Raw genomic sequence first — 22,819 nt, forward strand, 5'->3', positions numbered from 1 at the left:
GTCAGCGCCACGCGCCCGACAGGTCACGGGCGACGACCGCGCTGAACAGCCGTACACCGTGGGTCGAGCCGGGGTCGGTGTCGGTGAGTTCGCGGACCCGGCGCAGGCGGTAGTCGAGGGTGCGGGGGTGGATGTTGAGGGCCGCCGCCGCGGGACCGCGGTTCATGTCGTGGCGGTAGTACGCGTCGAGGGTGACGAACAGGTCCGGGCCGGACTCCAGGCGCCGGGCGGTCGTACGGAGCCAGTCGTCGACGAACGGCACCTCGCCGACGGCGAGTTCGACGAAGACGTCCGCCAGGGTGTGCGGTCTCAGCCGGGTGGACGCCCGCCGCAGCGGGGCCGCCCTGCTGATCCGGCGGGCCCGGTCGAACGCCTCGGCGAGGCCGGTCAGCGGTGCGGTGGCGGTGCCGGCGGCGCAGGGGCGGCCGAGGGCGTCGGCGAAGTCCCGTAAGAGGTCGGGCACGACGTCCGGTAAGAGGTCCGGTACGAGGCGTCCTGTCTGGTCCGGTGGGAGGTCAGGCAGCGCGTCGGGGGCGGGATCCGGGACCAGGGCGACCAGTTCGCCGCCTCTGCCGGCACCACCACTGATGACGGCGCCGTCTCCTTCGTGCTCCGGGTACCACGTCATCGGCACCTGGTACGTCTTCACCAGCGCCTCGATATCGTTGTCCAACTCGCGGTCGCCGGGCGAGCGGTCCGGCACCCGGATCACCAACACCGTGTAGGACTCGGCCGGTTCCATGTCCGCGACCTGAGCCAGTTCCGCCGCCGCCCCGTTCTCGGACAGCAACGCCCTTGCCAGCAGGGCGACTTGTTCGACGTACGGCATACGGCGGCGCATGACCGTCACGAAGCCCCGGCGGTAGGCGCCGATGCCACGCTCGCCCTGGGGGGCGAACCAGCCCATGATGCGCATGAGTTCGTCGAGGTCGCCGCCGCGCTGGGCCTCCGTCGCCTCGTTGATCTCGCGCAGCATCAGCTCGGTGTGGACGCGCAGGATGCGTTGCCGTGAGTCCAGCGACATCCCGGCGCCCGCCCGGACCTCGCCCATCGACGCGATGTAGCCGAGGTCGTCGTCGGTCAGCACGTCGTTGCCCGGGGCCAGTGCGACCGTGCGGCGGCGGAGCCAGACCGAGTACTCCATGGTCTCGGCCCTGGCCCGGGAACTCGTGTCCAGGGACCCGAGTTCCGGTATCTCACGTACGTACGTCTCGACCTCGCGGTGGGCGTTGGTCGACGCCCGCCGGGCCAGTTCGGCGAAGAGGCTCCCCATAAGCGTGAGCATGTCACCCACGGTGAGGGGGTCGACAGACGAAAACCGGACGGGCATTTATCAATCCGGGTGAAACGGTGAAGGGTGTGCGGGTGGCGTATTTGTCACAGTGCGCAAAGTTCCCGTATCGGGGCGTTCTTGCGGCTCGATTCCCTTGTGAGGGGGCTGTGGCCTCGGCTTAATGAGAACCGTGCCCGACGCCCAGGGGGACCGTTTCGGAAAAGGGACCACCTTCGAATTCGCGGGGCTCGTGCCACCCAGTGACCTGTGTTCTCCAGTGACCTGTGTTCAAACGGGAGGGTAACAATGCTGAAAGCCATGAAATCCGGAACGAGAAAGAGAATCGCGACCGCGGTCGCCGTCGTGTCCGCGGCCACCGCGCTCATGGTGACCGCGCCCGGCTCAAGCACGGCCGCCGTCACCGCCACCCCCAGGCTGTTGGCGTACGGGATCACCGCCGACGGCCTGACCATGGCGAGCTTCTACACCGACACCCCGGGGACCCTCAACTGGGTCCAGGATGTCACCGGACTCAGCGGCGACACCAGGCTGGTCGGGGTCGACCAGCGGGTGCAGAACGGTCTCATGTACGGGCTCGGCGAGCAGGGCGGCATCTACACGATCTCCACCCCGCCGACCACCTCGGCCGTGGTCGTCACCAAGGTCTCCCAGCTCAAGGTCGCGCTCTACGGCACGTCCTTCGACATCGACTTCAACCCGGCGGCCGACCGGCTGCGGGTGATCAGCAACAACGGCCAGAACCTGCGGCACAACCTGAACGACGGCACCACGGTCGCCGACACCAACCTGAACATCCCGCCGTTGACCACGGCCGCCACCGGGGTGACCGGCGCCGCGTACACGAACAACGACCTGGTCGGCGCCACCGGCACCACGCTCACCAACGTGGACACCTACAACGACCAGATCACCATCCAGTCGCCGCCGAACGCCGGCAACCTCGTCGCGACCGGACTGCTCGGCTTCGACGCGAACCTCGAAGCCGGCTACGACATCTTCAGCACCCTCACCAACGGCAAGACGACCGCCAACACCGCCTTCGCCGCCCTCACGCCGTACGGCGGCAGGGCGTCCTTCTACGGCATCGACATCCTCACCGGCACGCCGACGCTCATCGGTACGTTCCCGAACTTGGTCCAGCTCACGGACTTCACCGTCAGCCTCAGCGGCAGCTGACTCTCCGAGTCCTCGACAGCGCCTACGGCACCTACTCGCCGCGGTCCGGCTTTCCCGGGCCGCGGCGCAGTACGCGGGCGCACCAGCCGATGACCGTGGCGTTGACCAGGGCCCCGACGCCTATGGCGAGGACGACCATCGCGGGGCCGTCGGGCAGGAAGAACAGCACGAAGCTGGCCGGGGCGGTGGCGAGCATCGGGATGACGAGCGCCATGGACTCGTCCGTGCTGTCGTTGATCGTCACGACGAGCGCCCACACGAGCAGGACGGCGCAGATGCCGAGGTAGACGAGGGCGGCGAGGTCGCCTAGCGCGTGCCGCACCCGGCGGGGAAAGGTACTGGGAAGACTTCGGCCGGAATCGGAACCGGTACCGGTCACGGGAACTCCTGAATCGTGTCGATGACCGTGGTGGTCAGAGGTGGGCGGCGCCGGGCGGGTTCGGGCGGGCCAGCCCGAGGTCGTACGCGAGGATCGTCGCCTGGACGCGGTCGCGCAGGCCCAACTTCCGCAGCAGCGCGTTCACATGGGACTTCACGGTGCCGACGGTGATGCCGAGTTCCTCGGCGATCTCCGCGTTGTTGAGTCCGGCGGCGATCAGGGCGAGGACGCCCCGCTGGCTGTCGGTCAGGCTGTCCAGTTCGCGGGGGCCGCCGCTGTCGGTGCGGTTCCCGGCGTTCGGCCGGGAGGCGTAGTGGCCGATGAGGCGGCGGGTCGCGGACGGGGCGAGCACGCTCTCGCCGGTCGCCACCACCCGTATGCCGTCGAGCAGTTCGGCCGGGCGTACGTCCTTGAGCAGGAACCCGGAGGCACCGGCACGCAGCGCGTCGAAGACGTACGCGTCGAGGTCGAAGGTGGTCAGGACGAGGACGCGGGGCGCGTTCTCCCGGCCCGTGATGATCCGGGTGGCGGCGATGCCGTCCAGTTCGGGCATGCGTACGTCCATCACGATCACGTCGGGAGCCAGTTCCTCGGCGAGCCGCACCGCTGTCGCTCCGTCGGCGGCCTCGCCGACGACCGTCAGGTCCTCCTCGGCGTCGATCACGGCGGCGAATCCCGCCCGGACGATGCCCTGATCGTCGACGACCAGCACCTTGAGGCTCATCGCTCCCCCAACTCCCTCTTCTCGTCGGCCGGCTCAAGTGGGAGCCGGAGGTGGACCGTACAGGGCCCGTCCGTGGTCGGCGTGCCGACGACCAGCGCCTTGAGCGTCATCGCTCCCCTCGCCCCCTCTCCTCGCCGACCGGCGCGAACGGCAGCCGGAGGTGGACCGTACCCGGCCCGTCCGTGGTCAGGGTGCCGCCGAGTGCCTCGACCCGGGCGGCCAGCCGTTCCCGTACGGCGGAACCGGCCGCGCGCGGGACGCCGGTGGCCGTGAGCGTCAACGTACCGTCGGTCGCGTCGAGTTCGAGCACCGCCGGGTCCTCGCCGCCGGCCGCGAGGACCGTCTCGGCGGCGTGGTAGGCGGCCAGGTCGACGGCGGTGGGCAGGTGTTCCGGTACGCGCTCGGTGAGGCGTATCTCGACCTCGCGGCCGGTGGCGCGGCACTGGTGGGCGAGCAGGTCGAGGGCCTGGAGGGTGGGCTGCGGGCGCAGTTCGGGGCCCGCGCCGCCCTCGCCACCCTCCTCCTCCGGCTGCCGGACCGCGTCCAGGAGGGCGCGCATCGCGGCGAGGGCCTCGCGGGCGCGTTCGGCGGTCTCGTCGAGGCGGCCCGCCTCCGCCTCCGCGACCATGTCGGCGGTGCGCGAAAGTACGGTCGTCTCCAACCCGGCGGCGATCCGGCGCCGTTCGGCCCACGCGTCCCGAACGGCTTCCTCGGTCCAGGCAGCGAGCCGTTCGTCGTGCGTACCGCGGTCGGCCCGATCGCGCCGCCCGCGCACGGAGCCGGCCCAGATGGCGGCGACGACCACGAGGGTCGCGCCGCCCCCGGCGCCGAGGGCCACCGCCCAGAACGGGAGCGTGGTGCCCCGGTCCAGGACGGCTGCGGCGACGGCGACACCGTGAACCACGACGGCCAGTACCGGGAGCACCCGCTCCCAGGGCGGAAAGACACGGGCGGCAGCGGAGTTCCGGGCACCGCCCACCGACCGGAACGGACGCGTCACACCCCGGACCAGCACAGCCACGACAGCCGCGACCCCGGTGGCCACCACCGCCGGGGCCGGGACCACCCGGTCGTCGGACGGCGAATCACCAGCAGCAGCCGAGTTGCGGGCACCGCCCACCGACCGGAACGGACGCGTCACACCCCGGACCAGCACAGCCACGACAGCCGCGACCCCGGTGGCCACCACCGCCGGGGCCGGGACCACCCGGTCGTCGGACGGCGAATCACCAGCAGCAGCCGAGTTGCGGGCACCGCCCACCGACCGGAACGGACGCGTCACACCCCGGACCAGCACAGCCACGACAGCCGCGACCCCGGTGGCCACCACCGCCGGGGCCGGGACCACCCGGTCGTCGGACGGCGAATCACCAGCAGCAGCCGAGTTGCGGGCACCGCCCACCGACCGGAACGGACGCGCCGCACCCCGGACCAGCACAGCCACGACAGACCCGACACCGTGGGCCGCCGCCGACGGGCTCGGGAGCCCCCGGTCCTGGGACGGCGAGTCGTCCGTGGCCGTTCTGCGGGCAGTGTTCGTCGCCAGGGCCGTGCAGGTTGCGAGTGTGCTCAGGGCGGGTGGGAGCAGGGCCGGGCCCGTGTAGTGGCCGACCGTCATCGCCACCGGCCAGAGCAGGGCGAGGGCGAGCAGGGTGCCCTGGGTGATGCGGGGTGCGCGGCGCAGCCACAGCAACGCGACCGCCTGGGCCGCCGCCAGCAGTGCGAAGAGCAGGCCCGCCGACACCCGCCCGCCGCTGGACGCGGTCTCCGCCCGGAAGATCAGCGCCGGGAGCAGTGGCTGGAGGACCAGGCCGGCGGCGGCGATCAGCTGGGCCGCGCGGTAGGCGCGTGGCACCGACCGTTCCACGGGGGCGGCGGTACGGCCGGGCAGGACCGCGCTCACCTCCCAGCCGCCCTCCGCCGTGGGACCGCTGTGCAGGGTGCCGCCCGCCTCCCGGGCCCGGGACCGCAGGAACCCCTGGCCGCGCCCTCCACCGAGGCCGGCGCCGTGTGCCGCCGCGCCGGCGGGCGGGGCCGCGCTGATGACCGCGACGTCGGTGCGCGTGTCGCCGTACCGCACGAGGACCCGGGTGTGCGCGCCCGGTGCGTGCCGGGCCACGTTGGTCAGGCCCTCGCGCACGATGCCGTACACCGCGTCCGCGACGGCGCCGTCCGGCAGGGGGTCGATCTCGCAGTCGACCTCCTGGTCGAGGCGCCGGAATCCGGCGACCAGGTCCAGGAGCCGTTCCTCCGGTGAGGGAAGGTCTTCGCGCGAAGGTGCCGGGGCCCGTACCGCGCCGAGGGCCCGAGTGACCTCGCGGCCCGTGTCGACCGCGAACTCCAGGGCCTCGGCGGCGAGTTCGGGCCGGCGTTCGCGCAGTCCGAGGGCGGCGCCCGCCGTGACGACCACGGCGGTCAGATGGTGGGCGCTGACGTCGTGCAACTCCCTTTCCATTCGGCGCCGTTCGGCCGCCGGGAGCCGGTGGCGCTCGGACTCGGCGCGTTTGAGGAGGAGTTCGGCCGTCCGGCGGGCGAGCCGGGTCCGGCGTACGAAGAAGCCCGCGCCGCAGGCCGACCCGTACAGGAGGGCGGTCAGGGCGAGGTCTAGGCCGTCGTGGTCACGGAGGCCGTGCAGGGTGATGTCCTGGAGGGCCTGCCAGACCGCGAGCGACAGCACGCACAACACCGTCGTGAACGTGTCGCGTTCGGTCGCCACGGTGAACAGGGCCAGCGCGACCCCGGCGGTGCCGAACACCGCCGTCGCACCGGTGGGCAGCGCCCCCGCGCCCAGCGCACAGGCGACGGCGACCAGGGTGAGCGTGACCACCGGGCGGGTGCGGCGCAGGGCGAGCGCGGCCGTGACGGGGCCGGCGACCAGGGCAGCGACGAGGAGCGCGGACGCGGACGGGAGGTTGCCCCGTACCAGCGCCGCGCCGGGCCAGACCGCGGCCTGGGCGCAGAGCAGCAGGACCGGGAGGAGCCGGTCGTCGGTGGTGATGTCTGTTCGTCTCATGGCTCGACCAGGCTAGGTCCGCAGGTGAGCGGCCCGGCTCCCGCTGAAGGGGGATCCCTTTCCCGGTCTCTCTATCTCCGGTTGCACGCGCTGATCGTCCGTCCGCTCGAAGACCGGGCGGTGTGCCCGGCCATAGATTCGATCACATCAACCACAGCGGCCGAGCCGCCCAGTTCAGGGGGATCTCCCATGTTCAAGACGTCCAGCTCCTCGAAGCACATGCTCTTCTCCTCGCTCCTCGGTGTCGCCCTCGTCGGCGGTATCGCCGCCGGTGGCCTCGCCATGGCCTCCGCCTCCGCGCCGACCGAGCCGACCCTGGAGAACGGCTCGGCCCGCTTCACCGCCCCGTCCGACGGCAAGGCCGGCGCGCTCACCTTCACCGCCGACGTGAGCGACGACTCGGGCGTCAAGGGCGTCAAGGTCATCGCCTGGCCCGCGAGTTCGAAGCTCGACCCGACCGAGGCGGAGCTGCGGAACGTCGACAGCGCCGTCTGCACGAAGGCCACCGACGACACCTCCCGCTGCACCTACACCCTGCGCGTCACCAAGGCGGAGGCGGCCGAGTTGGCCCAGGGCACCTGGTACGTCTCGGCGCTCGCGACGGCCGTGGACGGCGGCACGACGTTCGTACCCCGTGCCGCCACCTTCGACGTCACCGTCACGCACTGATCGTCACGCACCGACCGTGGCGGCGACGCGGAAGCCGACGGTCGGGTAGCGGCCCGACGGGTCGCGACCCTCGCCCCGGTAGACGGCGGTGCAGCTGTTGAGGTTGGCGTACCAGGAGCCGCCCCTGATGGCGTTGACCTGCTCGCCCATCTCGCCGCCGTGGGTGGCGGTGATGACGGAGGTGGTCCACTCCCAGCAGTTGCCGCAGAGGTCCAGCAGGCCGGTGGTGCTCGTCCCGCCCGGGTAGGCGGTGACCGGGGTGGTGTAGCCGCCGGTGCCGGTGAGGGCGTCGTAGACGTCGGTGTAGACGAAGCCGGTGCGGCTCGCGGTGACGTTCCAGCCGGCCACGGTTCCGGTGCCGCCGATCGAGAGGATCTCCGAGATCGGGAAGCTCTGCCCGTACAGGTCGGAGCCGGTGGCGGTGTAGGTGGCCAACTCGTCGCCGTGCTCGGCGAGTTCATAGGCCGCGCAGACCGCCATGTAGTTGTAGTTGCTCGTCAGCACCAGGTCGGCGTAGGTGGTGCCGGCCGTGTCGCCCCAGGGGTAGTCGAGCGCGTCGGGGCCGGAGGCGGCGTACTCCCACTCGGCCTCGGTGGGCAGCCTGAAGGTCCAACCCTCCGTGTCCGCCTGGCTGTTGAGCCACGCGCAGTAGGCGGTGGCGGAGTCGAGGGAGACCGTCAGTACGGGGTGGTCGGCCTTGCCGTCGGGGTAGGTGCCGCCGTCCCAGTACGGGGGCGCGGTCCGGCCGGTCTCGGTGACGAACTCCAGGTACTGGGCGTTGGTGACCTCGTGGACACCGAGCCAGTAGCCGGCGTCGATGGGCGAGGCCTCGCCCGAGCCGGCCGTTCCGGCGAGGTCGGTGGCGAAGACGAAGGCGGGGTTGGCCGCTATACCGGCCAGCTCCTGGCCCGCGACCGTGTTCGTGACCGTCGTGACGGCGGCGGTGGCGGCGGTGGCGGTGGCGGTGGCGTGGGACGGCCGCAAGAGGGCTGCCGCACCCGTGAGGGGGAGGAGGCCGAGAAGGGTCCTTCTGTCGATACCGGGGGAGGTCGCGTCCATGACTGCTCCTGAGGTGATGACGTCGCGCGTCTCTGCGCAGAGCTGATGTTCCATCAACTCCCCTTAACTGTCGACACTTTGGCGCGTAACAGTCAGCTTAGAGCCTGCTGTGCGTGCACCGAGTCGACACTGTTCAAGACGGTCATACTGCGGCCAAATGGATGAACTCCCTTACACTGATCCGGAATTGACCATTCCAGGTTGTTTGCGAGGTGTAGCGCACATGTCCCACACACCGTCACGGCGTAGCGTTCTGCGCGGATTCACGGTCACCGGCGCGGTGGTGACCGGTTTCGCCACCGGCACCCGGAGCTGGGCCACCACCGGCTCCCCCACCGGCCCCGACCTGGCCCAGCTGCCACCGCTGGACGGGACCCTCGTCATGGACGAGGCGTCACTCACGGCCGCCGCCGACGACTACGGCCACATCGTGCACCGCCGTCCCCGCGCCGTCCTGCGCCCCGGGTCGGTCCACGACGTCGTCGCCATGGTCCGCTTCTGCAACGAGCACCGGCTGAAGGTCGCCCCGCGCGGCCAGGGACACGCCACCAACGGCGGGGGCCAGGTCGAGGACGGTCTGGTCATCGAGACGGCGACCCTCGCGACCATCGGCGCCCTGTCACCGGGCGCCACCACCGTCACCGTCGGCGCCGGCGCGAGATGGAGCGAGGTCACGAAGGCGGCGCTCGTCCACGGCCTCACCCCGCCCGTCTTCACCGACTACGTCGAACTCTCCGTCGGCGGCACGCTCTCCGTGGGCGGTCTCGGCGGCCAGAGCCAGCGGTACGGCGCCCAGACCGACAACGTCACCGAACTCCAGGTCGTCACCGGGGCCGGCGAGTTCGTACGCTGCTCACCGACCCGCCGCCCCGACCTGTTCCACGCCGTCCTCGCCGGCCTCGGCCAGGTCGCCGTGATCGTCGGCGCCACCCTCCGGCTGGTGCCCGCGCCCGAGACCGTACGGCACTATCTGCTGCCGTACGACGACCTGGAGACCTTCCTCGACGACCAGCGCACCCTCGTCCGGGACGGCCGCTTCGACTACGTCGAGGGCCAGATCTCGGCGGACGCCGACGGGAAGTTCAGCGTCCCCACCCTGGAGGCCGTGGCCTACGGCCCGCCGGTCGGCCCCGCTCCCGACGACGCCGTCCTGCTGCGCGGCCTGCGCCACGACGCGGCCGGCGTCCAGGTCTCCGACCTCGCCTACTACGACTTCATCGACCGGCTGGCCCCCGTCGTCGCCATCCTGAAGGAGGCCGGCATCTGGGCGTACGCCCACCCGTGGCTCAACCTGCTGCTCCCCGGTGAGTCCGCCGGCTCGCTCCTCGCGGCGGAGCTGGCCGACCTCACCCCGGCCGACGTGGGCGCGGGTCTCGTCCTCACCTACCCGATCCCCAGCGACCGCCTCGCCACCACGCTCCTGCCCACCGCCGACGACGAGTTGACGCACCTCTTCGCGATCCTGCGGGCCACCCCGCCGGCCGACACCGCCACCGTCGACCGCCTCCTGGCCGCCAACCGCGCCGCCTACGAGGCCGTCGCGGCGGCGGGCGGCACCCAGTACCCGGTCGGCAGCATCCCCTTCACCCGCGCCGACTGGCGGGCCCACTTCGGCGCGGCCTGGCCGCGGTTGAAGGAGGCGAAGCGCAGATACGACCCGCGAGGGGTCCTGGTCCCGGGCCAGGGCATCTTCTGATGCGCTAGCAGCAGCCAGGGGTGACTGCGCCAACCGCCGCTGTCCGGGCGGTGGTTGGTGTCAGGCGCCCAGGGTTCCCCGTACCGTCTGGGCGAGTTCGCCGACCGCGACGACCAGCGGGGTCACCGGCTGGACGAACTCGGTCAGCCGGTCCAGGGCGCGGCGCAGCACCGTCGGCTGCGGCTCCTCCTCGTCGAGTTCCTCGCGCAGGCGCCGCAGTTCGCGGGTGGTCGCCTCGGGGTCGGCCAGCGCCGCGTGGTGCTCGGACAGCAACTGCTCGACGTACACGAGGAGTTCGGCCGTACGGGCGGCGGCCTGTGCCGGGTCCTGCGGCTGGAAGCCGACCGAGCCGGAGAAGGCCTGGGCCCGGTTTCCGATCGCCTGGTTGCCGACGTAGTGGGTGCCGCCGTTGATCACCAGCCCGTTGTTGACGGGCGGTTGGGGCGCCACGGGACGGCCGTCGTCAGTGCTGCTGTTCATCGCGGACTCCCTTCTCTCTCAGGCTACTTGTGGCTACTTCTGGGCGGGCGCGGCGGCGGCCGGGCCGGTCTGCCGCGGGAGGTTCTGTGTCGCGTTGGCCCCCGTGCCGATCGCCTGGTTGCCGACGATGCTCGTGCCGCCCTGCTGGATGACGCCCTGGTTGAGGATGGTCTGCTGCTGGGCGCGGAAGTCGGTGGTGTCGTAGCCGCGCGCGTCGAGGAACTCCCGGATCGCGGCGAGGGTGTGGCGTTGCACCGCCGAGGTGACCCGGTCGGCGTCCACGACCTGGAAGTAGTTCTGGTAGACGGGGCTCGTCGCGATCTCCCGCATGCTCATCCGGGCGCCGTAGTCGAAGACCGGGTCCTGCTCCATGGCGGTCAGTTCGTCCGCCATCCGCTGGGTGCGCCGGGTCTCGAAGCGGGCCTGGCGCAGCGCCCGGGAGGGCGCGCCGAAGAACGCCGGGCCGGTGCGGTGCAGGGCCTCCGCCAGCAGTCCGCGCTGTCGCTCGGGGGTGAGCGGGTCACGCAGCCGGTCGACGACGTGGTAGACGGCGCCGACCGGACCGAGCACATGGTTGCCGCAGTGCAGGTGCAACGTACTGCCCTCGGTCGAGAAATGCAGGAGCACGCTCGGCACCACGTCGCCGCCCCACAGCGGCACATGGACCGCCAGATGGTGGCGGACCGTGCCCGTCGGACGCAGCATGATCTCCTCGACCGCCTCGGCCGGCAGCCGCGTGGCCGGTGTCAGGCCGGCGGTCGTCATGAACCGTTCGTCGTCGCCGATGGTCGTGCCGTCCACGAAGACCCGGTCCTCGATGGTGAGGGAACCGAGGGACTCGGGGGACGCCGGGGCCTTCGGCGCGGTGTCCGCGATCCCGTCGGCGCCGTCGCGCGCGGCGACCGTGCGGAGGTGTTCGCGTACGTGGGCGACGAGTTCGACGACGGTGAAGGCAACCGGACCACCGGGACGCGGGCGCTTGTCCACCGGGTCGTCGGCCGGCAGGAGCGGCACGGCGACGGACCAGGTGGAGGCGGGCGGCGCGTAGCCGACGAACGGTGAGAACCCGCTGTACACGGTGACGTTGCCGTCCCGTGCCTCCTTGACGACCGCCATCCGGTCGACGATCCACTGCTTCAGCGGCAGGGCCGGCAGCCGGCGCCGGGCGAACGCCGCACGGGTCATGGTGGTGCGCAGCAGCAGGTCGATGCCGAGTTCGTGCCGTACGACCGTCACATACGCGAACACCACCGCGCCGACGGAGGCGAGCACGGCCGGAACCCCGGCCAGATAGGCGCCGAGCAGCCAGGCCATGAACCCGGACACGGGCAGGGACGCGATGGCGGCGGCGAGGGGGAAGGCGAAGGGCACCGCCAGCGCCGCGGTGACGACCGTACTCACCAACGCCCTGTTGCCGGGCTGGTGTTGACCCCGGGTGGCGAGGCTGGGCCGGGAGCGGCCCACGCTCGCGGTGAACGAGAGGAACAGCGCGCTGAACAGCAGCCACAGCGGCGCGAGCACCGCCACGACCGCGAACGCGCCCGCCAGCCGCAGATCGCGGCGGCGGCGGATCTCCTGTGCCGCCAGGCAGTGGTGGGCCACCGCCACCAGGTCGACACCGGGCGAGGGCGCGACGGCGCTGGCCTCGTCCGCGAGCACCCCGTCCACCACCCGGTCGGCGAACTCCTCGTCGACGTAGGCCGCGGCGCACAGATACCGGGTGACATCACCCGGCATGCTCCCGACCGGCATGTGCGCCTGCGGGGTCGTCATGGCGACACCTCCCTTTCTCAGGCGGAACGGCGCCCGGGTGGCGCCGGTCGGCCCTGTGATCCGTACACGTGGCGGCCCGGCGGTCAGAAGGGCGAGCAGGACTCCGGCCAGCAGGCCGAAGGCGAGGGGGGCGTGCAGGAGTTCGGTCCGCAGTCCGGCGGAGGACAGCTCCAGTCCGTCGACGAAGGTGTCGAGCATCCACCAGCGCAGGAGGGCCACGGCTTCGGACACCAGCACGGCCGCGACTAGACAGCGGCTCCAGCCGGACACCCCCGGGGTCCGGGACCGCGACATCACCCGGGCGAGCGCCACGAGCAGCAGGACGACACTGAGGTCCTGCACGACCAGCGTGGACGGGCCGAGGTAGTCGATGTACGCGTCGGGCGAGAAGTCCCACCTGGGGACGAACGCCCCCTCGACCAGCCAGCGCGTGATCGCGCCGTCGTAGTGGTCCAGGTAGAGGTCCTCCACGCGGTCCTGCCCCCAGGGGCTGCCCACGAGGAGAAGAAGGGCGCACATCAGGGTGATGCGCCCGCGCAAGGACGATCGGGGCAGGGACGATCGGGATAAGGACGATCTGAGCCGGGACACACTCCGTCGAGACGTCAACACCTGGCGTTCCCCCTGTCGCCGGTCCCCCGCGGCCCCCCGGCCGCACCCTATGGCTGTCCCCGTTCGGGGCGGTGTCGACACCGCCCCGAACGAGAGTTCTGTGACAGTTACAGGGTTGTGAGGTAGGCGCGCTCGATCGTCTGGACCAGGGTGTTGCCGGCCCGGTCGGTCAGCTTGGCGCGCAGCGAGACGGAGCCGGCCGTGGCCGGGTGGGTCAGCGCCAGGTGCGTACCGACGGCCTTGGCGTGCTGCCAGGTGGCGCCGTCGTCGTACGAGACCTCGAAGGCGAGCTTGGCGGGCCGCTGACCGGCCGCCGCTCCCTCGACGGTGAAGGGCACCGAGAACCGCTTGCCCGCCTTCGCCGTGCTGGACAGGCTCAGGTCGGGCGAGAAGCGGACCACCGACAGCGGCAGCCCGGTGTTCTCGTCCTCGGGAGTGGTGGCGGAGCGGAAGGTCCACTCCGTCCGGACGCGGGTGCTGACCGGATACACCGCCGGATCACGTGAGGCGTCCACGGTCAGCTTGTACGCGCTGTCCTTGGCGGGAACCGTGTATTCGGTGAGGTCGATCGGCGAGTAGCCGTAGTCGTCGGGGATCTCCTTGCCGTCCGCCTGGAGCGAGCTCGACACCGAGGTGTAGTCGCTGAGGCCCCAGTGGCCGGAGCCGTCGCCGAACTGCGGCAGGAAGGCCCTGATGGTGTTCCCGTACCGCACGATGCCGGGCAGTCCGCGCTCCGGTCCGAGGTCGCCCGCGGCGGGCAGGACCGGGCCGAAGACGCCGACGTTGAACCGCTCGGTGTAGCTCCGTCCGGCCGCCCAGTTTCTCGGCATCCGCATCAGGAAGGTCTCGGAGTGCCTGTCGCGGTCCTCGCCGAACATCTGCCACATCCGGAAGGACCACTTGACGTCGTTGTCGAGGACGTAGTCGGTGGTGCTCATCGGCAGGTCGCCCCGCAGGTCGGAGGCGCCGAAGATCAGGTCGCCGTCGGGTGTGTGCGGCGTCACCTCGATCTGGACGCCCCTGCCGCCGACGGGGACGCCCGCCTGGAGGTCGACCTTGGCGAGCTGGTTCTGCTCGACGGTGGCGGCGAAGCCGTCCAGCCTGCCGGTGCGGTTCCAGGCCAGGTGGTAGGTGACGGGCCGGCCCTCGTCGTCCTCTCGGGTCCAGTCACCGGCGTACACGGCGAACGTGCCGTCGGCGGTCGGCTCGGGTCCGAGCTGTCCGAACGTGGTGCCCTCGAAGGTCGGCAGGAGGTACTCCATGGTGGCCGCGCCCAGGTCACCGCCCCGGTCGTAGCTGAAGAGGACCGTGGCCTCGGTGTTCTCGGCCGCCGCGTCGGGGACGGTGACCTTCACCGGCCGCGTCTGCCGGGCGTCGATGGTGACGGTGGTGTCCTTGTCCAGGGTCATCATCGGCTGGACCAGGATGGCGTGCTCGGCGGATTCGTAGGAGGGATGGATCACCCCGTTCAGCGTGTAGACGCCCTTGGGCACCCGTACGGTCAGCTCGCCGTCCTGCTCGTCGGCGAGGTCGGCGTAGAAGTCGCTGTGGATGGCGCTGATCGAGGTGGCGGCGTCGCCGATCGGCTCGCCGTTCTCGTCGAGGTGCTTGATCGTCAGGTCGTACGACTCGACCTCGCGCTCCACGCCGACAGCGGTCCGCACCTGGACCTTCCCGTCGGCGGACACGGCCTGCACCGAGCCGCCGAAGGAGCCGTCGGTGGTGCCCGCACGGGTGTCGGCGGTGACGGAGGCGCTCGCCTCGCCGCCCGCCGGGACGGTGAGCCGCTTCGGTGAGACCTCGAACATGCCCTCGGCGGCGGGCTTGCCGTCCACCGAGAGGGCGTCGACGGAGAGGTCCAGGGTGACCGGCTCCGTACCGAGGTTGCGGTACGTCACCTCCTTGGTCGCCGGAGCGTCGTCGCCGTGCGGCCACTGCTGGAGACCGAAGTCGAGCGGCTGCTGCTCGGTGACGACGCTCTGCTCCAGCGCCCGCACCAGATCCGTACGGCCGGTGCCCTGCTGGAAGGAGCTGTACGCGCCCGGCTCGGCCGAACCGGTGAGGACCGCCTTGATGCGCTCGCCGCTCCAGTCGGGGTGCTGCTGGGCGAGGATCGCGGCGGCGCCCGCGACATGCGGGGTCGCCATGGAGGTGCCGTCGAGGGTGAGGTAGCCGGGTATGTCGGAGGGGTAGAACTCCTCCAGCTTGCTGCCGGCGGCAGCGGCGGCCGTGATGGCGGCACCGGGCGCGGTCAGGTCGGGCTTGACCCCGCCGTCACCCACGCGCGGGCCACGGCTGGAGAAGTCGGCGAGCGCGTCGGCCTTGTCGACGGCACCCACGGTGAGCGCGGCGTCCGCACTGCCCGGCGAACCGACGGTGCTCTCACCGAACTCGCCCTCGTTGCCCGCCGCGATGACGAAGAGCGAGTCGGACTCGGCGGAGAGCCGGTTGACCGCCTCCTCCATCGGGTCGATGCCCGGCATGTCCGTGCCGCCGAGGCTGAGGTTGACGACGTCGGCGCCCTGCGCCACCGCCCACTCCATGCCCGCGATGATCCCGGAGTCGTAGCCGCCTCCGTCGTCGTCGAGGACCTTGCCGTTGAGGATCTTCGCGCCCGGGGCGACGCCCTTGTACTTGCCGCCGTCCTTCGCGCCAGTACCGGCCGTGATGGACGCCACGTGCGTGCCGTGGCCGAACCTGTCGGCGGGGCCGGACTCGGAACCGGTGAAATCCTGCTCGGCGATCACCTGGTCGGAGAGGTCGGCGTGGGTCTTGTCGACGCCGGTGTCCAGCACGGCGACCTTGGTGCCGGTGCCGTCGAACCCGGCGGCCCAGGCGGTCGGCGCGCCGATCTGCGGGACGCTCTTGTCGAGGCTGGCCTTGCGCCGCCCGTCGAGCCACACCTTCTCCACGGCGGTGGGGGCGGTGAACTCCGCCGTTCCCTCCGCCTGGTCACCGGCGACGGCGTTCCAGAACTCGGTGGCGCGCTTCTTCGCCGGCCGCATCGCCTTGCCGTTGACCACCGGAAGCGCCCGGCCGATCCTCGCCCCGGCTCCCGTGAACGGGGACATCGAGGGCGCCTTCTTGCCCTTGAACGTGACGATCAGCGGTACGTCGGTACGGCCCGCGTCGTCGTACCCGTCGGCGACCAGCTGGGTCACGTCGAACAGGCGGGCGTCCAACTTGCCCTGCGCCAGCAGCAGTTCGGCGTCACCGGGCACCACCCGGGTGTGTCCGTCGACCTCCCGGACGGAGAACGGCACCCGCTCCCGGCCCTCCGCACGCACCACCCCGGTGACCGTTCCGGCACCGTCCACCATGACCTGGTCACCGGTGACGAGGGTGACTGTCTTCACGGCCTCGGCCGAACCGGCCGCCTTGCCGACACCCGCCTCCGCCGTACTGACCGTGCCGGCGCCGCCGGCGTCCTGGGCTTCCGCACCCGGCACACCGGCCAGCAGAAGGGCCGTGGAGGCGACCCCCGCCGCCACGACCGCACGCCTTGGTCTTGCGCGTAACTCCACCTGAACTCCTGACACTTCGGAATCGGAAGGCTTCGGAAGGAAGCCGTCCCGCGAACGCCGGACGACTCGCGCCTAGAGACGGACGGGGGTGGCGCCGGGTTGGAAAAAGATCCGACGCGTTTCTGACGAGAGATCAGTCTCCCGCCCGCCGTGGAACCTCCGCCTCCACCGTTCGGCCAGTACAGAGGGGGTTTCGGTCCGTGGGTTCCGGCCGTTCGGCCGAGGCGGCGGTGCCCTCCGAGGCAGCAGATTGGGCTGCCGGGACCCGGGCAGATGCGCGGGGTGACACGAGCCGCGAGGGAGTAGGACATGACGAAGGCACCACTGCACGGGCCGCGGACGAACCGGCACCTGGCGTGGGTCACGGCGCTGGCCGTGGCCGCGCTGATCGCCACCCAGTGGCTCGCCTCCGCGGGCCTCCCCGCCCACTGACCTGCGCCACCTGCGGTGTGGGCCACGTCTCATCCGTGGGTTGTTACGCCGGAGGAGGCTGCGGTGTCTCCATGCCGACGGGGGCGACAGCACTAGGGAGACATCATGGACAAGAACGTCGAGGTGGTCGTGGTCGGCGGAGGGTACGGAGGTGTGACGGCCGCCAACCGTCTGGCTCGGCGCGACGGTGTGTCGGTGACCCTGGTCAATCCGCGGCCCGAGTTCGTCTCGCGGATCCGGCTGCACCAGCTCGTGACCGGCTCCGACGACGCGGTCGAGGGCTTCGGCGAGGTGCTGGGCGGGAACGTGCGGCTGGTGGTCGACAGCGCGACCCGGATCGACGCCGCCGAGCGCCGGGTGGAGCTGGCGGGCGGTGACACGCTCTCGTACGACTACCTCGTCTACGCGGTGGGCAGCGGCGCCGCCGATCCCGGTGTGCCCGGAGCCGCGGAGTTCGCCCACTGGGTGTCCGACCTCGAGGGCGCCGAACGACTCCGGTCGGCGCTCGACGCTGCGCCCGCTTCGGCTTCGGTGACCGTGGTCGGGGCCGGTCCGACCGGTCTGGAGACCGCCGCCGAGCTGGCGGAGACGGGCCGCAAGGTCACCCTGGTCTGCGGCAGCGTGCTCGGCCCCTCCCTGCACGCCCGGGTCCGCCGCCCGGTCGCCCGCCGGCTCGCCCGGCTCGGTGTGACCGTCCTCGAAGGCCCCGGCGCACAGGTGACGGAGGTGACGGGCGAGGGCGTACGACTGGGCGACGGCCGCGAGGTGCCCGGCGCGGTGACGATCTGGACGGCGGGCTTCCGGGTCCCGGACCTGGCCGCCCGCAGCGGGCTGCGCACCGACTCCGCGGGCCGGCTGCTCACCGACACGACGCTGACCAGCGTGGACGACGAGCGCATCGTCGCCGCCGGGGACGCGGGGGTGATGCCGGACCACCCGTTCCGGATGAGCTGCCAGGCCGCCGTACAGCTGGGCCCGGCCGCCGCCGACACGATCCTGCGCCGGATCGCGGGGAAGGCGCCCGCTCCGGTCCGGATGTTCTTCGCCGGGCAGTGCCTCAGCCTCGGCCGGAAGGAGGGCGTCACCCAGTTCTCGTACCCGAACGACAAGGTGAACGCGCTCAGTATCAGCGGGCGGACCGGTGCCGGCGTCAAGGAGATCGCCTGCCGCTTCACCCTCAACAAGCTGGTGTCCGGGGCACGCAAGGCAAGTTCGCGCCCGGCCCACGTGTCCCCCGGCGACACCACCGGCCGTACGACACCGTCCGACGCCCGGCCCGCGGCCTAGGGTCTGGCTGTCCGTCCGGTATGGGGGATCGACCGCGAGAGAGGTAAGCGCACGACATGGACGACCACGTCACCGGCCCTGTCCCCGACCCCGGCCCGGTCATCGACCCCGCGACCGAGGCCTTCGTCGCCCATCGGGACCTGCTGTTCACCGTCGCCTACGAGATGCTCGGCTCGGCGGCGGACGCCGAGGACGTCCTCCAGGAGGCCTGGCTGCGCTGGGCCGAGGTCGAGCTGGCGGAGGTGCGCGACCCGCGCGCGTACCTGGTGCGGATCACGACCCGGCAGGCACTCAACCGGCTGCGCACCCTGAAACGGCGCAAGGAGTCCTACGTCGGACCCTGGCTGCCCGAGCCGCTGCTCACCGCGCCGGACGTGGCCGAGGACATCGTCCTGTCCGAGAGCCTGTCGCTCGCCCTGATGTTCGTCCTCGAAACCCTCTCGCCGACCGAGCGCGCCGTCTTCGTCCTGCACGAGGTCTTCGACTTCGGCTACGAGGACATCGCGGCCGTGATCGACAAGTCCCCCTCCGCGACACGCCAGATGGCCTACCGCGCCCGCAAGCACGTCGACGCCCGCCGGCCGCGCACACCCGTCTCCCCGGAGGAGACCCGGGCGGCGCTCGACTCGTTCCAGCGGGCGCTCGCTACCGGGGACCTCCAGGGGCTGCTCGACGTGCTCGCCCCGGACGTCGTCTTCGTCAGCGACGGCGGCGGGCTCAGGATGGCGGCCCTGAAGCCGGTCGTCGGCGTCGACAAGGTGCTCCGATACATGGCGGGCAGCGCGGGCAAGGCCGGCGGCACCCTCACCGGTGAGCCCACGACGGTCAACGGCAACCCCGGGCTCGTCCTGCGCGTGGACGGTGTGATCGACGGCGTACTGGCCGTCCGGATGGAGGACGACCGGATCACGGGTCTGTACTACGTCCGCAACCCGGAGAAGCTCACCCGCGTCGAGTCCGAGACCTCTCTCACCTCCCGCTGAGCCGAGAGCTGAGACGAGAGCTGAGACGACAGGAGACAAGGGGCAGGAGGCCAGGGGACAGGGGACAGGGGGTCAGGGGGTCAGGAGCCCGGGACTTCTGGCTCCTGGCCCCCTGTCTGCCTCAGGCGTCGAACTCGTGCTCCCGGGTCTCCGGCAGCGCCAGCAGACACAGGAGGCTCACCAGGCAGAGGCCTCCGGTGTAGAAGCCGAGGACCAGCGGGGACGCCCAGTGGCTGTTCAGCCAGGTGGCGACCGACGGGGCGAAGCCGCCGCCGAGGGTGTTGGCCAGGATGAACGCGGCGGAGGCGCCGGTATAGCGCATCCGGGCCGGGAACAGTTCCGGGAGGAAGGCCGCCACCGGGGAGAACATCAGCGCGAGGAACATCAGGCCGACCGTGTAGGCGCCGGTGATCACCAGGCCGTTGCGTGAGCTGAGCGAGGCGTACATGGGTATCGCCCACACCACGCAGCCGGCGGCCCCGGCCAGCATCAGCGGGCGGCGGCCGATCCGGTCGGACAGCCTGGCCACCGGGAGGGTGATCGCGATTCCGGCCGCCGCGCCGATGCTCGCCGCCGTCAGCATCGTGTTCCGGGGGATGCCGAGTTCCTGTGGACCGTACGAAAGGCTGTAGACGATCGTCAGGTAGTAGACGGCCGAGCCGCCGATCGCGGCGCCGGTACCGAGCAGCAGCCGGCCGGGGTACTGCTTGACGAGCGTGCCCAGCGGGAAGCGGGGCGCCGACTCCGGCTGAGGCGTGTGTGTCCTGGCCTTGAAGACCGGGGACTCGGAGACCGTCGCCCGCACCCACAGGCCGACCACGACGAGCACGGTGCTGAGCAGGAACGGGATGCGCCAGGCCCAGTCGGTGAAGCCCTCCATGCCCACGATGTTCATGGTGGGCAGGATGACCGCGGTGGAGAGCAGGAAGCCGAGCGAGGGGCCGATGTTCGGGATCGACGCGTAGAGCGCGCGGCGGCCCGGTGGCGCGTGTTCGGCGGCGAGCAGCACCGCCCCGCCCCACTCGCCGCCCATGCTGACGCCCTGGAGCAGACGGAGTGTCACCAGCAGTACGGGGGCGAGGAGTCCGGCGGTCTCGTACGTGGGCAGCAGACCCACGCCGACCGTGGCCACGCCCATCAGCAGCAGGGAGACGACCAGGGCCTGTCTTCGGCCGAGCCGGTCACCGATCGTGCCGAACAGGACGACGCCGAGGGGGCGGGAGAGGAAGGCGGCGGAGAAGGTGAGGAACGCGGCCAGGGACGAGAGGGTCGCGTTGCCGGAGGGGAAGAAGGCGGGGCCGAGGACGAGTGCGGAGGCGGTGCCGTACACGGCGAAGTCGTAGTACTCGATCGTCGTGCCGACGAGACTCGCGACGGCGACTTTCGGCGCCTCGGTCTTTTCCGACCGTTGTGGGGAAACGGTCATTGTCGGTAATTCAGGCATGGGGGGTCACTTCCAGGTCCTGAGGTGGTCCTGATTGGGGAGGGGAGTCACCCTAATCATCGATATTGAATTTCGACAAGAAACGATTCCTGTCAATTGGCTGTCAATATTCATACTGTTGGCCGTATAAAAATTTACCGACGGTTACACCTTGCCAACCAGCAGTCACACGAGAATGCTCGTGTCCGCATAACTTGAAAGTTCTACAACCATCGATTTTCGGACACGGAGAATCGCAATTCCCATGCTGAAAACGGGCAAGCAATTACGCTTGAGAAGACTTTCGCTCGCGGGTGACGACCGCCATCTGCTCATACCTCTCGACCACAGCGTTTCGGACGGTCCAATCGTCCCCGCCGACAAATGGGACGACCTGCTGCGGGCCCTGGTGGCCGGCGGCGCCGACGGGATCATCGTCCACAAGGGACGCGCCCGCTCCTTCTCCCCGGACATCCTGAGGAGCTGCGCGCTCGTGGTGCATCTGAGCGCCAGCACCGCCTGCTCCGCCGACGTCCACGCCAAGGTGCTGGTCGCCGACGTCGAGGAGGCGCTGACCCTCGGCGCGGACGCGGTCAGCGTCCATGTGAACATCGGCTCGGACACCGAGGCCCAGCAGCTGGCCGACCTGGGGGCGGTGGCCCGGTCCTGCGACGCGTGGGGCATGCCGCTCATCGCGATGGTGTATCCGCGCGGCCCCCGGATCGAGGACCCGCGCGATCCCGCCCTTCTCGCCCATCTGGCCAATGTCGCCGCCGACCTGGGCGCGGACATGGTGAAGACGTCCGTCGCCCTGCCGATCGAGCGGATGGCCGAGGTCGTCGCCAACAGCCCGATTCCCGTCCTCGCGGCCGGCGGTCCCCCGGACGGCTCCGACCTCGTCGAGTACGGCACCGCAGTGATGGCGACGGGCTGCCGGGGGCTGGCGATCGGGCGCCGGATCTTCTCCTCCCCCACGCCTGCCGCACTGGTGTCCCGGCTGTCGGCGGTCGTGCACGGCAACGACGGACTCCCTGGTGACATGCGCATGACTAATTACTCGACGATCGTGGCAGGAGTGGCATGAGGTTCGCATGGATCGACCTGCGTGAGGTTCCCCGTCCGCAGCTCCAGGCGGTGGTGGACGCGGCAATCCACGCCCGGATGGCGGGAGTTGTCGCCTCCGACGCGGAGTTGCTCGGGACCTTGCCGCCGACTGTCACGCGGGTGCTGGTCCCAGGAGGGCCTGCGCCTGCGACGGTGAAGAAGCTCGGCGACAAGGAGTCGAAGGAGGTGAAGGAGGCGAAGGCCGGGGACAAGGAGGCCAAGTCCCCCTCCGGGAGCGGTACTTCGCCGTCCGGCGCCGGAATCGACGTGCTCCTGCGGAAGTTCTCCACCCAGGACGAGCTGGACGCCCTCGCCTCCGATCACCGCGCCTCCACCGACAGGCAGGTCTCCGGCTTCATCGACGTACGGGACGACCGCACCCTCCAACTGTCCTGCGCGGGCGCGATGGTGCTGCCGTACACGGTGATCCACTTCGCCGATCCGACCAAGATCCCGCTGGAGATCGTGCTCGCGGCGGCCGAGTCCGCCGAGGGCAAGCTGGTGACGGTCGTCGACGGTCTGGAGGAGGCGGCGATCGTCTTCGACGTGCTGGAGCGCGGCTCGGACGGCATCCTCTTCACGCCCCGCAGCGCCGACGAAGTGTTCGCGCTGGCCCGGCTGTTGGAGGCGACGACGCCCCAACTGGAGCTGTCCACGCTGACCGTGGAGAGCATCCGGCACGTCGGACTCGGCGACCGGGTCTGCGTCGACACCTGCTCGCACTTCGAGGAGGACGAGGGCATCCTCGTCGGCTCCTACTCCTCCGGGTTCGTGCTGTGCTGTAGCGAGACCCACCCGCTTCCGTACATGCCGACCAGGCCGTTCCGCGTCAACGCCGGTGCCCTGCACTCGTACACGCTCGGCCCTGACAACCGTACGAACTACCTCAGCGAGGTCGGCTCGGGCAGCGCGTTGCTCGCCGTCGGCGCCGACGGGCGTACCCGGCGGGTCGTCGTCGGGCGGGCGAAGCTCGAATCCCGGCCCTTGCTGGAGATCCGTACCCATGCCGAGGACGGCCGGCTGGTCAGCCTGACCGTGCAGGACGACTGGCATGTACGGGTGCTCGGCCCGGGCGGGAAGGTCCTCAACGTCACCGAGCTGCGGACCGGGGACGAGTTGCTCGGCTATCTGGCCGCCGACAAGCGCCATGTGGGGCTGCCCATCGGCGAGTTCTGCAAGGAGGTCTGAGGT

Annotated in this window: 17 protein-coding genes; 8 read left to right on the forward strand and 9 right to left on the reverse strand. The window is 71.0% G+C overall.

Annotated features, from left to right (window positions below; all coding sequences use genetic code 11):
• Position 1: 1 nt before the first annotated feature.
• Positions 2 to 1,285 carry a PucR family transcriptional regulator gene (locus tag OG787_RS22755; RefSeq protein WP_405536207.1) on the reverse strand — a complete coding sequence of 428 codons (1,284 nt, stop codon included), beginning with the start codon at positions 1,283 to 1,285 and terminating at the stop codon, positions 2 to 4.
• A gap of 306 nt (positions 1,286 to 1,591) precedes the next feature.
• Between OG787_RS22755 and OG787_RS22760 the strand changes: the two genes are divergently transcribed.
• Complete coding sequence (locus OG787_RS22760) at positions 1,592 to 2,470, forward strand: DUF4394 domain-containing protein (RefSeq protein ID WP_369030200.1); 879 nt, start codon at positions 1,592 to 1,594, stop codon at positions 2,468 to 2,470.
• A gap of 31 nt (positions 2,471 to 2,501) precedes the next feature.
• Here the strand turns inward: OG787_RS22760 and OG787_RS22765 are convergent, their stop codons facing one another.
• The 3 genes from OG787_RS22765 to OG787_RS22775 all read right to left on the reverse strand — a co-directional run bounded on the left by OG787_RS22765 (position 2,502) and on the right by OG787_RS22775 (position 6,586).
• Positions 2,502 to 2,792 carry an SCO4225 family membrane protein gene (locus tag OG787_RS22765; protein WP_369030199.1) on the reverse strand — a complete coding sequence of 97 codons (291 nt, stop codon included), beginning with the start codon at positions 2,790 to 2,792 and terminating at the stop codon, positions 2,502 to 2,504.
• Positions 2,793 to 2,883: 91 nt separating this feature from the next.
• A complete protein-coding gene (locus OG787_RS22770) occupies positions 2,884 to 3,573 on the reverse strand; it encodes a response regulator (protein ID WP_405536208.1) in 690 nt (229 codons plus the stop codon).
• Between the two features lie 106 nt (positions 3,574 to 3,679).
• On the reverse strand, positions 3,680 to 6,586 hold the full coding sequence (locus OG787_RS22775; RefSeq protein WP_405536209.1) for a histidine kinase: 2,907 nt from the start codon (positions 6,584 to 6,586) through the stop codon (positions 3,680 to 3,682).
• Positions 6,587 to 6,775: 189 nt separating this feature from the next.
• On the opposite strand from OG787_RS22775, the gene OG787_RS22780 reads away from it, so the two are divergent.
• The gene (locus OG787_RS22780) at positions 6,776 to 7,255 is read left to right on the forward strand and encodes a DUF5707 domain-containing protein (protein WP_405536210.1); all 480 of its coding nucleotides are present in this window, start codon (positions 6,776 to 6,778) and stop codon (positions 7,253 to 7,255) included.
• Between the two features lie 3 nt (positions 7,256 to 7,258).
• On the opposite strand, the gene OG787_RS22785 is transcribed toward OG787_RS22780, so the two are convergent.
• Positions 7,259 to 8,314: a formylglycine-generating enzyme family protein gene (locus OG787_RS22785; protein WP_405536211.1), complete on the reverse strand. Its 1,056-nt coding sequence runs from the start codon at positions 8,312 to 8,314 to the stop codon at positions 7,259 to 7,261.
• Positions 8,315 to 8,537: 223 nt separating this feature from the next.
• Here OG787_RS22785 and OG787_RS22790 point away from each other — a divergent pair, with 223 nt between their 5' ends.
• Positions 8,538 to 10,010, forward strand: coding sequence for an FAD-binding protein (locus tag OG787_RS22790; RefSeq protein WP_405536212.1), 1,473 nt, complete (start codon positions 8,538 to 8,540; stop codon positions 10,008 to 10,010).
• 60 nt (positions 10,011 to 10,070) lie between these two features.
• On the opposite strand, the gene OG787_RS22795 is transcribed toward OG787_RS22790, so the two are convergent.
• The 3 genes from OG787_RS22795 to OG787_RS22805 form a co-directional block, all read right to left on the reverse strand.
• The gene (locus OG787_RS22795) at positions 10,071 to 10,490 is read right to left on the reverse strand and encodes a hypothetical protein (RefSeq protein ID WP_405536213.1); all 420 of its coding nucleotides are present in this window, start codon (positions 10,488 to 10,490) and stop codon (positions 10,071 to 10,073) included.
• A gap of 33 nt (positions 10,491 to 10,523) precedes the next feature.
• Positions 10,524 to 12,782 carry a hypothetical protein gene (locus tag OG787_RS22800; protein WP_405536214.1) on the reverse strand — a complete coding sequence of 753 codons (2,259 nt, stop codon included), beginning with the start codon at positions 12,780 to 12,782 and terminating at the stop codon, positions 10,524 to 10,526.
• 200 nt (positions 12,783 to 12,982) lie between these two features.
• The gene (locus OG787_RS22805; RefSeq protein ID WP_405536215.1) at positions 12,983 to 16,366 is read right to left on the reverse strand and encodes a S8 family serine peptidase; all 3,384 of its coding nucleotides are present in this window, start codon (positions 16,364 to 16,366) and stop codon (positions 12,983 to 12,985) included.
• A 342-nt stretch (positions 16,367 to 16,708) separates the two neighbouring features.
• On the opposite strand from OG787_RS22805, the gene OG787_RS22810 reads away from it, so the two are divergent.
• From OG787_RS22810 to OG787_RS22820, 3 genes are all read left to right on the forward strand, one after another.
• Positions 16,709 to 16,831: a hypothetical protein gene (locus tag OG787_RS22810; protein WP_268828177.1), complete on the forward strand. Its 123-nt coding sequence runs from the start codon at positions 16,709 to 16,711 to the stop codon at positions 16,829 to 16,831.
• 105 nt (positions 16,832 to 16,936) lie between these two features.
• A complete protein-coding gene (locus OG787_RS22815; RefSeq protein WP_405536216.1) occupies positions 16,937 to 18,118 on the forward strand; it encodes an NAD(P)/FAD-dependent oxidoreductase in 1,182 nt (393 codons plus the stop codon).
• A gap of 56 nt (positions 18,119 to 18,174) precedes the next feature.
• Positions 18,175 to 19,101 (forward strand): RNA polymerase sigma-70 factor, encoded by a 927-nt coding sequence (locus OG787_RS22820; protein ID WP_405536217.1) that lies wholly within the window; start codon positions 18,175 to 18,177, stop codon positions 19,099 to 19,101.
• A 121-nt stretch (positions 19,102 to 19,222) separates the two neighbouring features.
• Here the strand turns inward: OG787_RS22820 and OG787_RS22825 are convergent, their stop codons facing one another.
• Positions 19,223 to 20,545 carry an MFS transporter gene (locus OG787_RS22825; protein WP_405536218.1) on the reverse strand — a complete coding sequence of 441 codons (1,323 nt, stop codon included), beginning with the start codon at positions 20,543 to 20,545 and terminating at the stop codon, positions 19,223 to 19,225.
• A 244-nt stretch (positions 20,546 to 20,789) separates the two neighbouring features.
• Between OG787_RS22825 and OG787_RS22830 the strand changes: the two genes are divergently transcribed.
• A complete protein-coding gene (locus tag OG787_RS22830; protein WP_369030187.1) occupies positions 20,790 to 21,608 on the forward strand; it encodes a 2-amino-3,7-dideoxy-D-threo-hept-6-ulosonate synthase in 819 nt (272 codons plus the stop codon).
• Positions 21,605 to 22,816 carry a 3-dehydroquinate synthase II family protein gene (locus tag OG787_RS22835; RefSeq protein WP_369030186.1) on the forward strand — a complete coding sequence of 404 codons (1,212 nt, stop codon included), beginning with the start codon at positions 21,605 to 21,607 and terminating at the stop codon, positions 22,814 to 22,816. Before OG787_RS22830 ends, OG787_RS22835 begins: the two co-directional genes overlap by 4 nt.
• Positions 22,817 to 22,819 lie beyond the last annotated feature (3 nt).

Source organism: Streptomyces sp. NBC_00075, from assembly GCF_045041225.1.
Classification (GTDB): Bacteria; Actinomycetota; Actinomycetes; order Streptomycetales; family Streptomycetaceae; genus Streptomyces; species Streptomyces adonidis.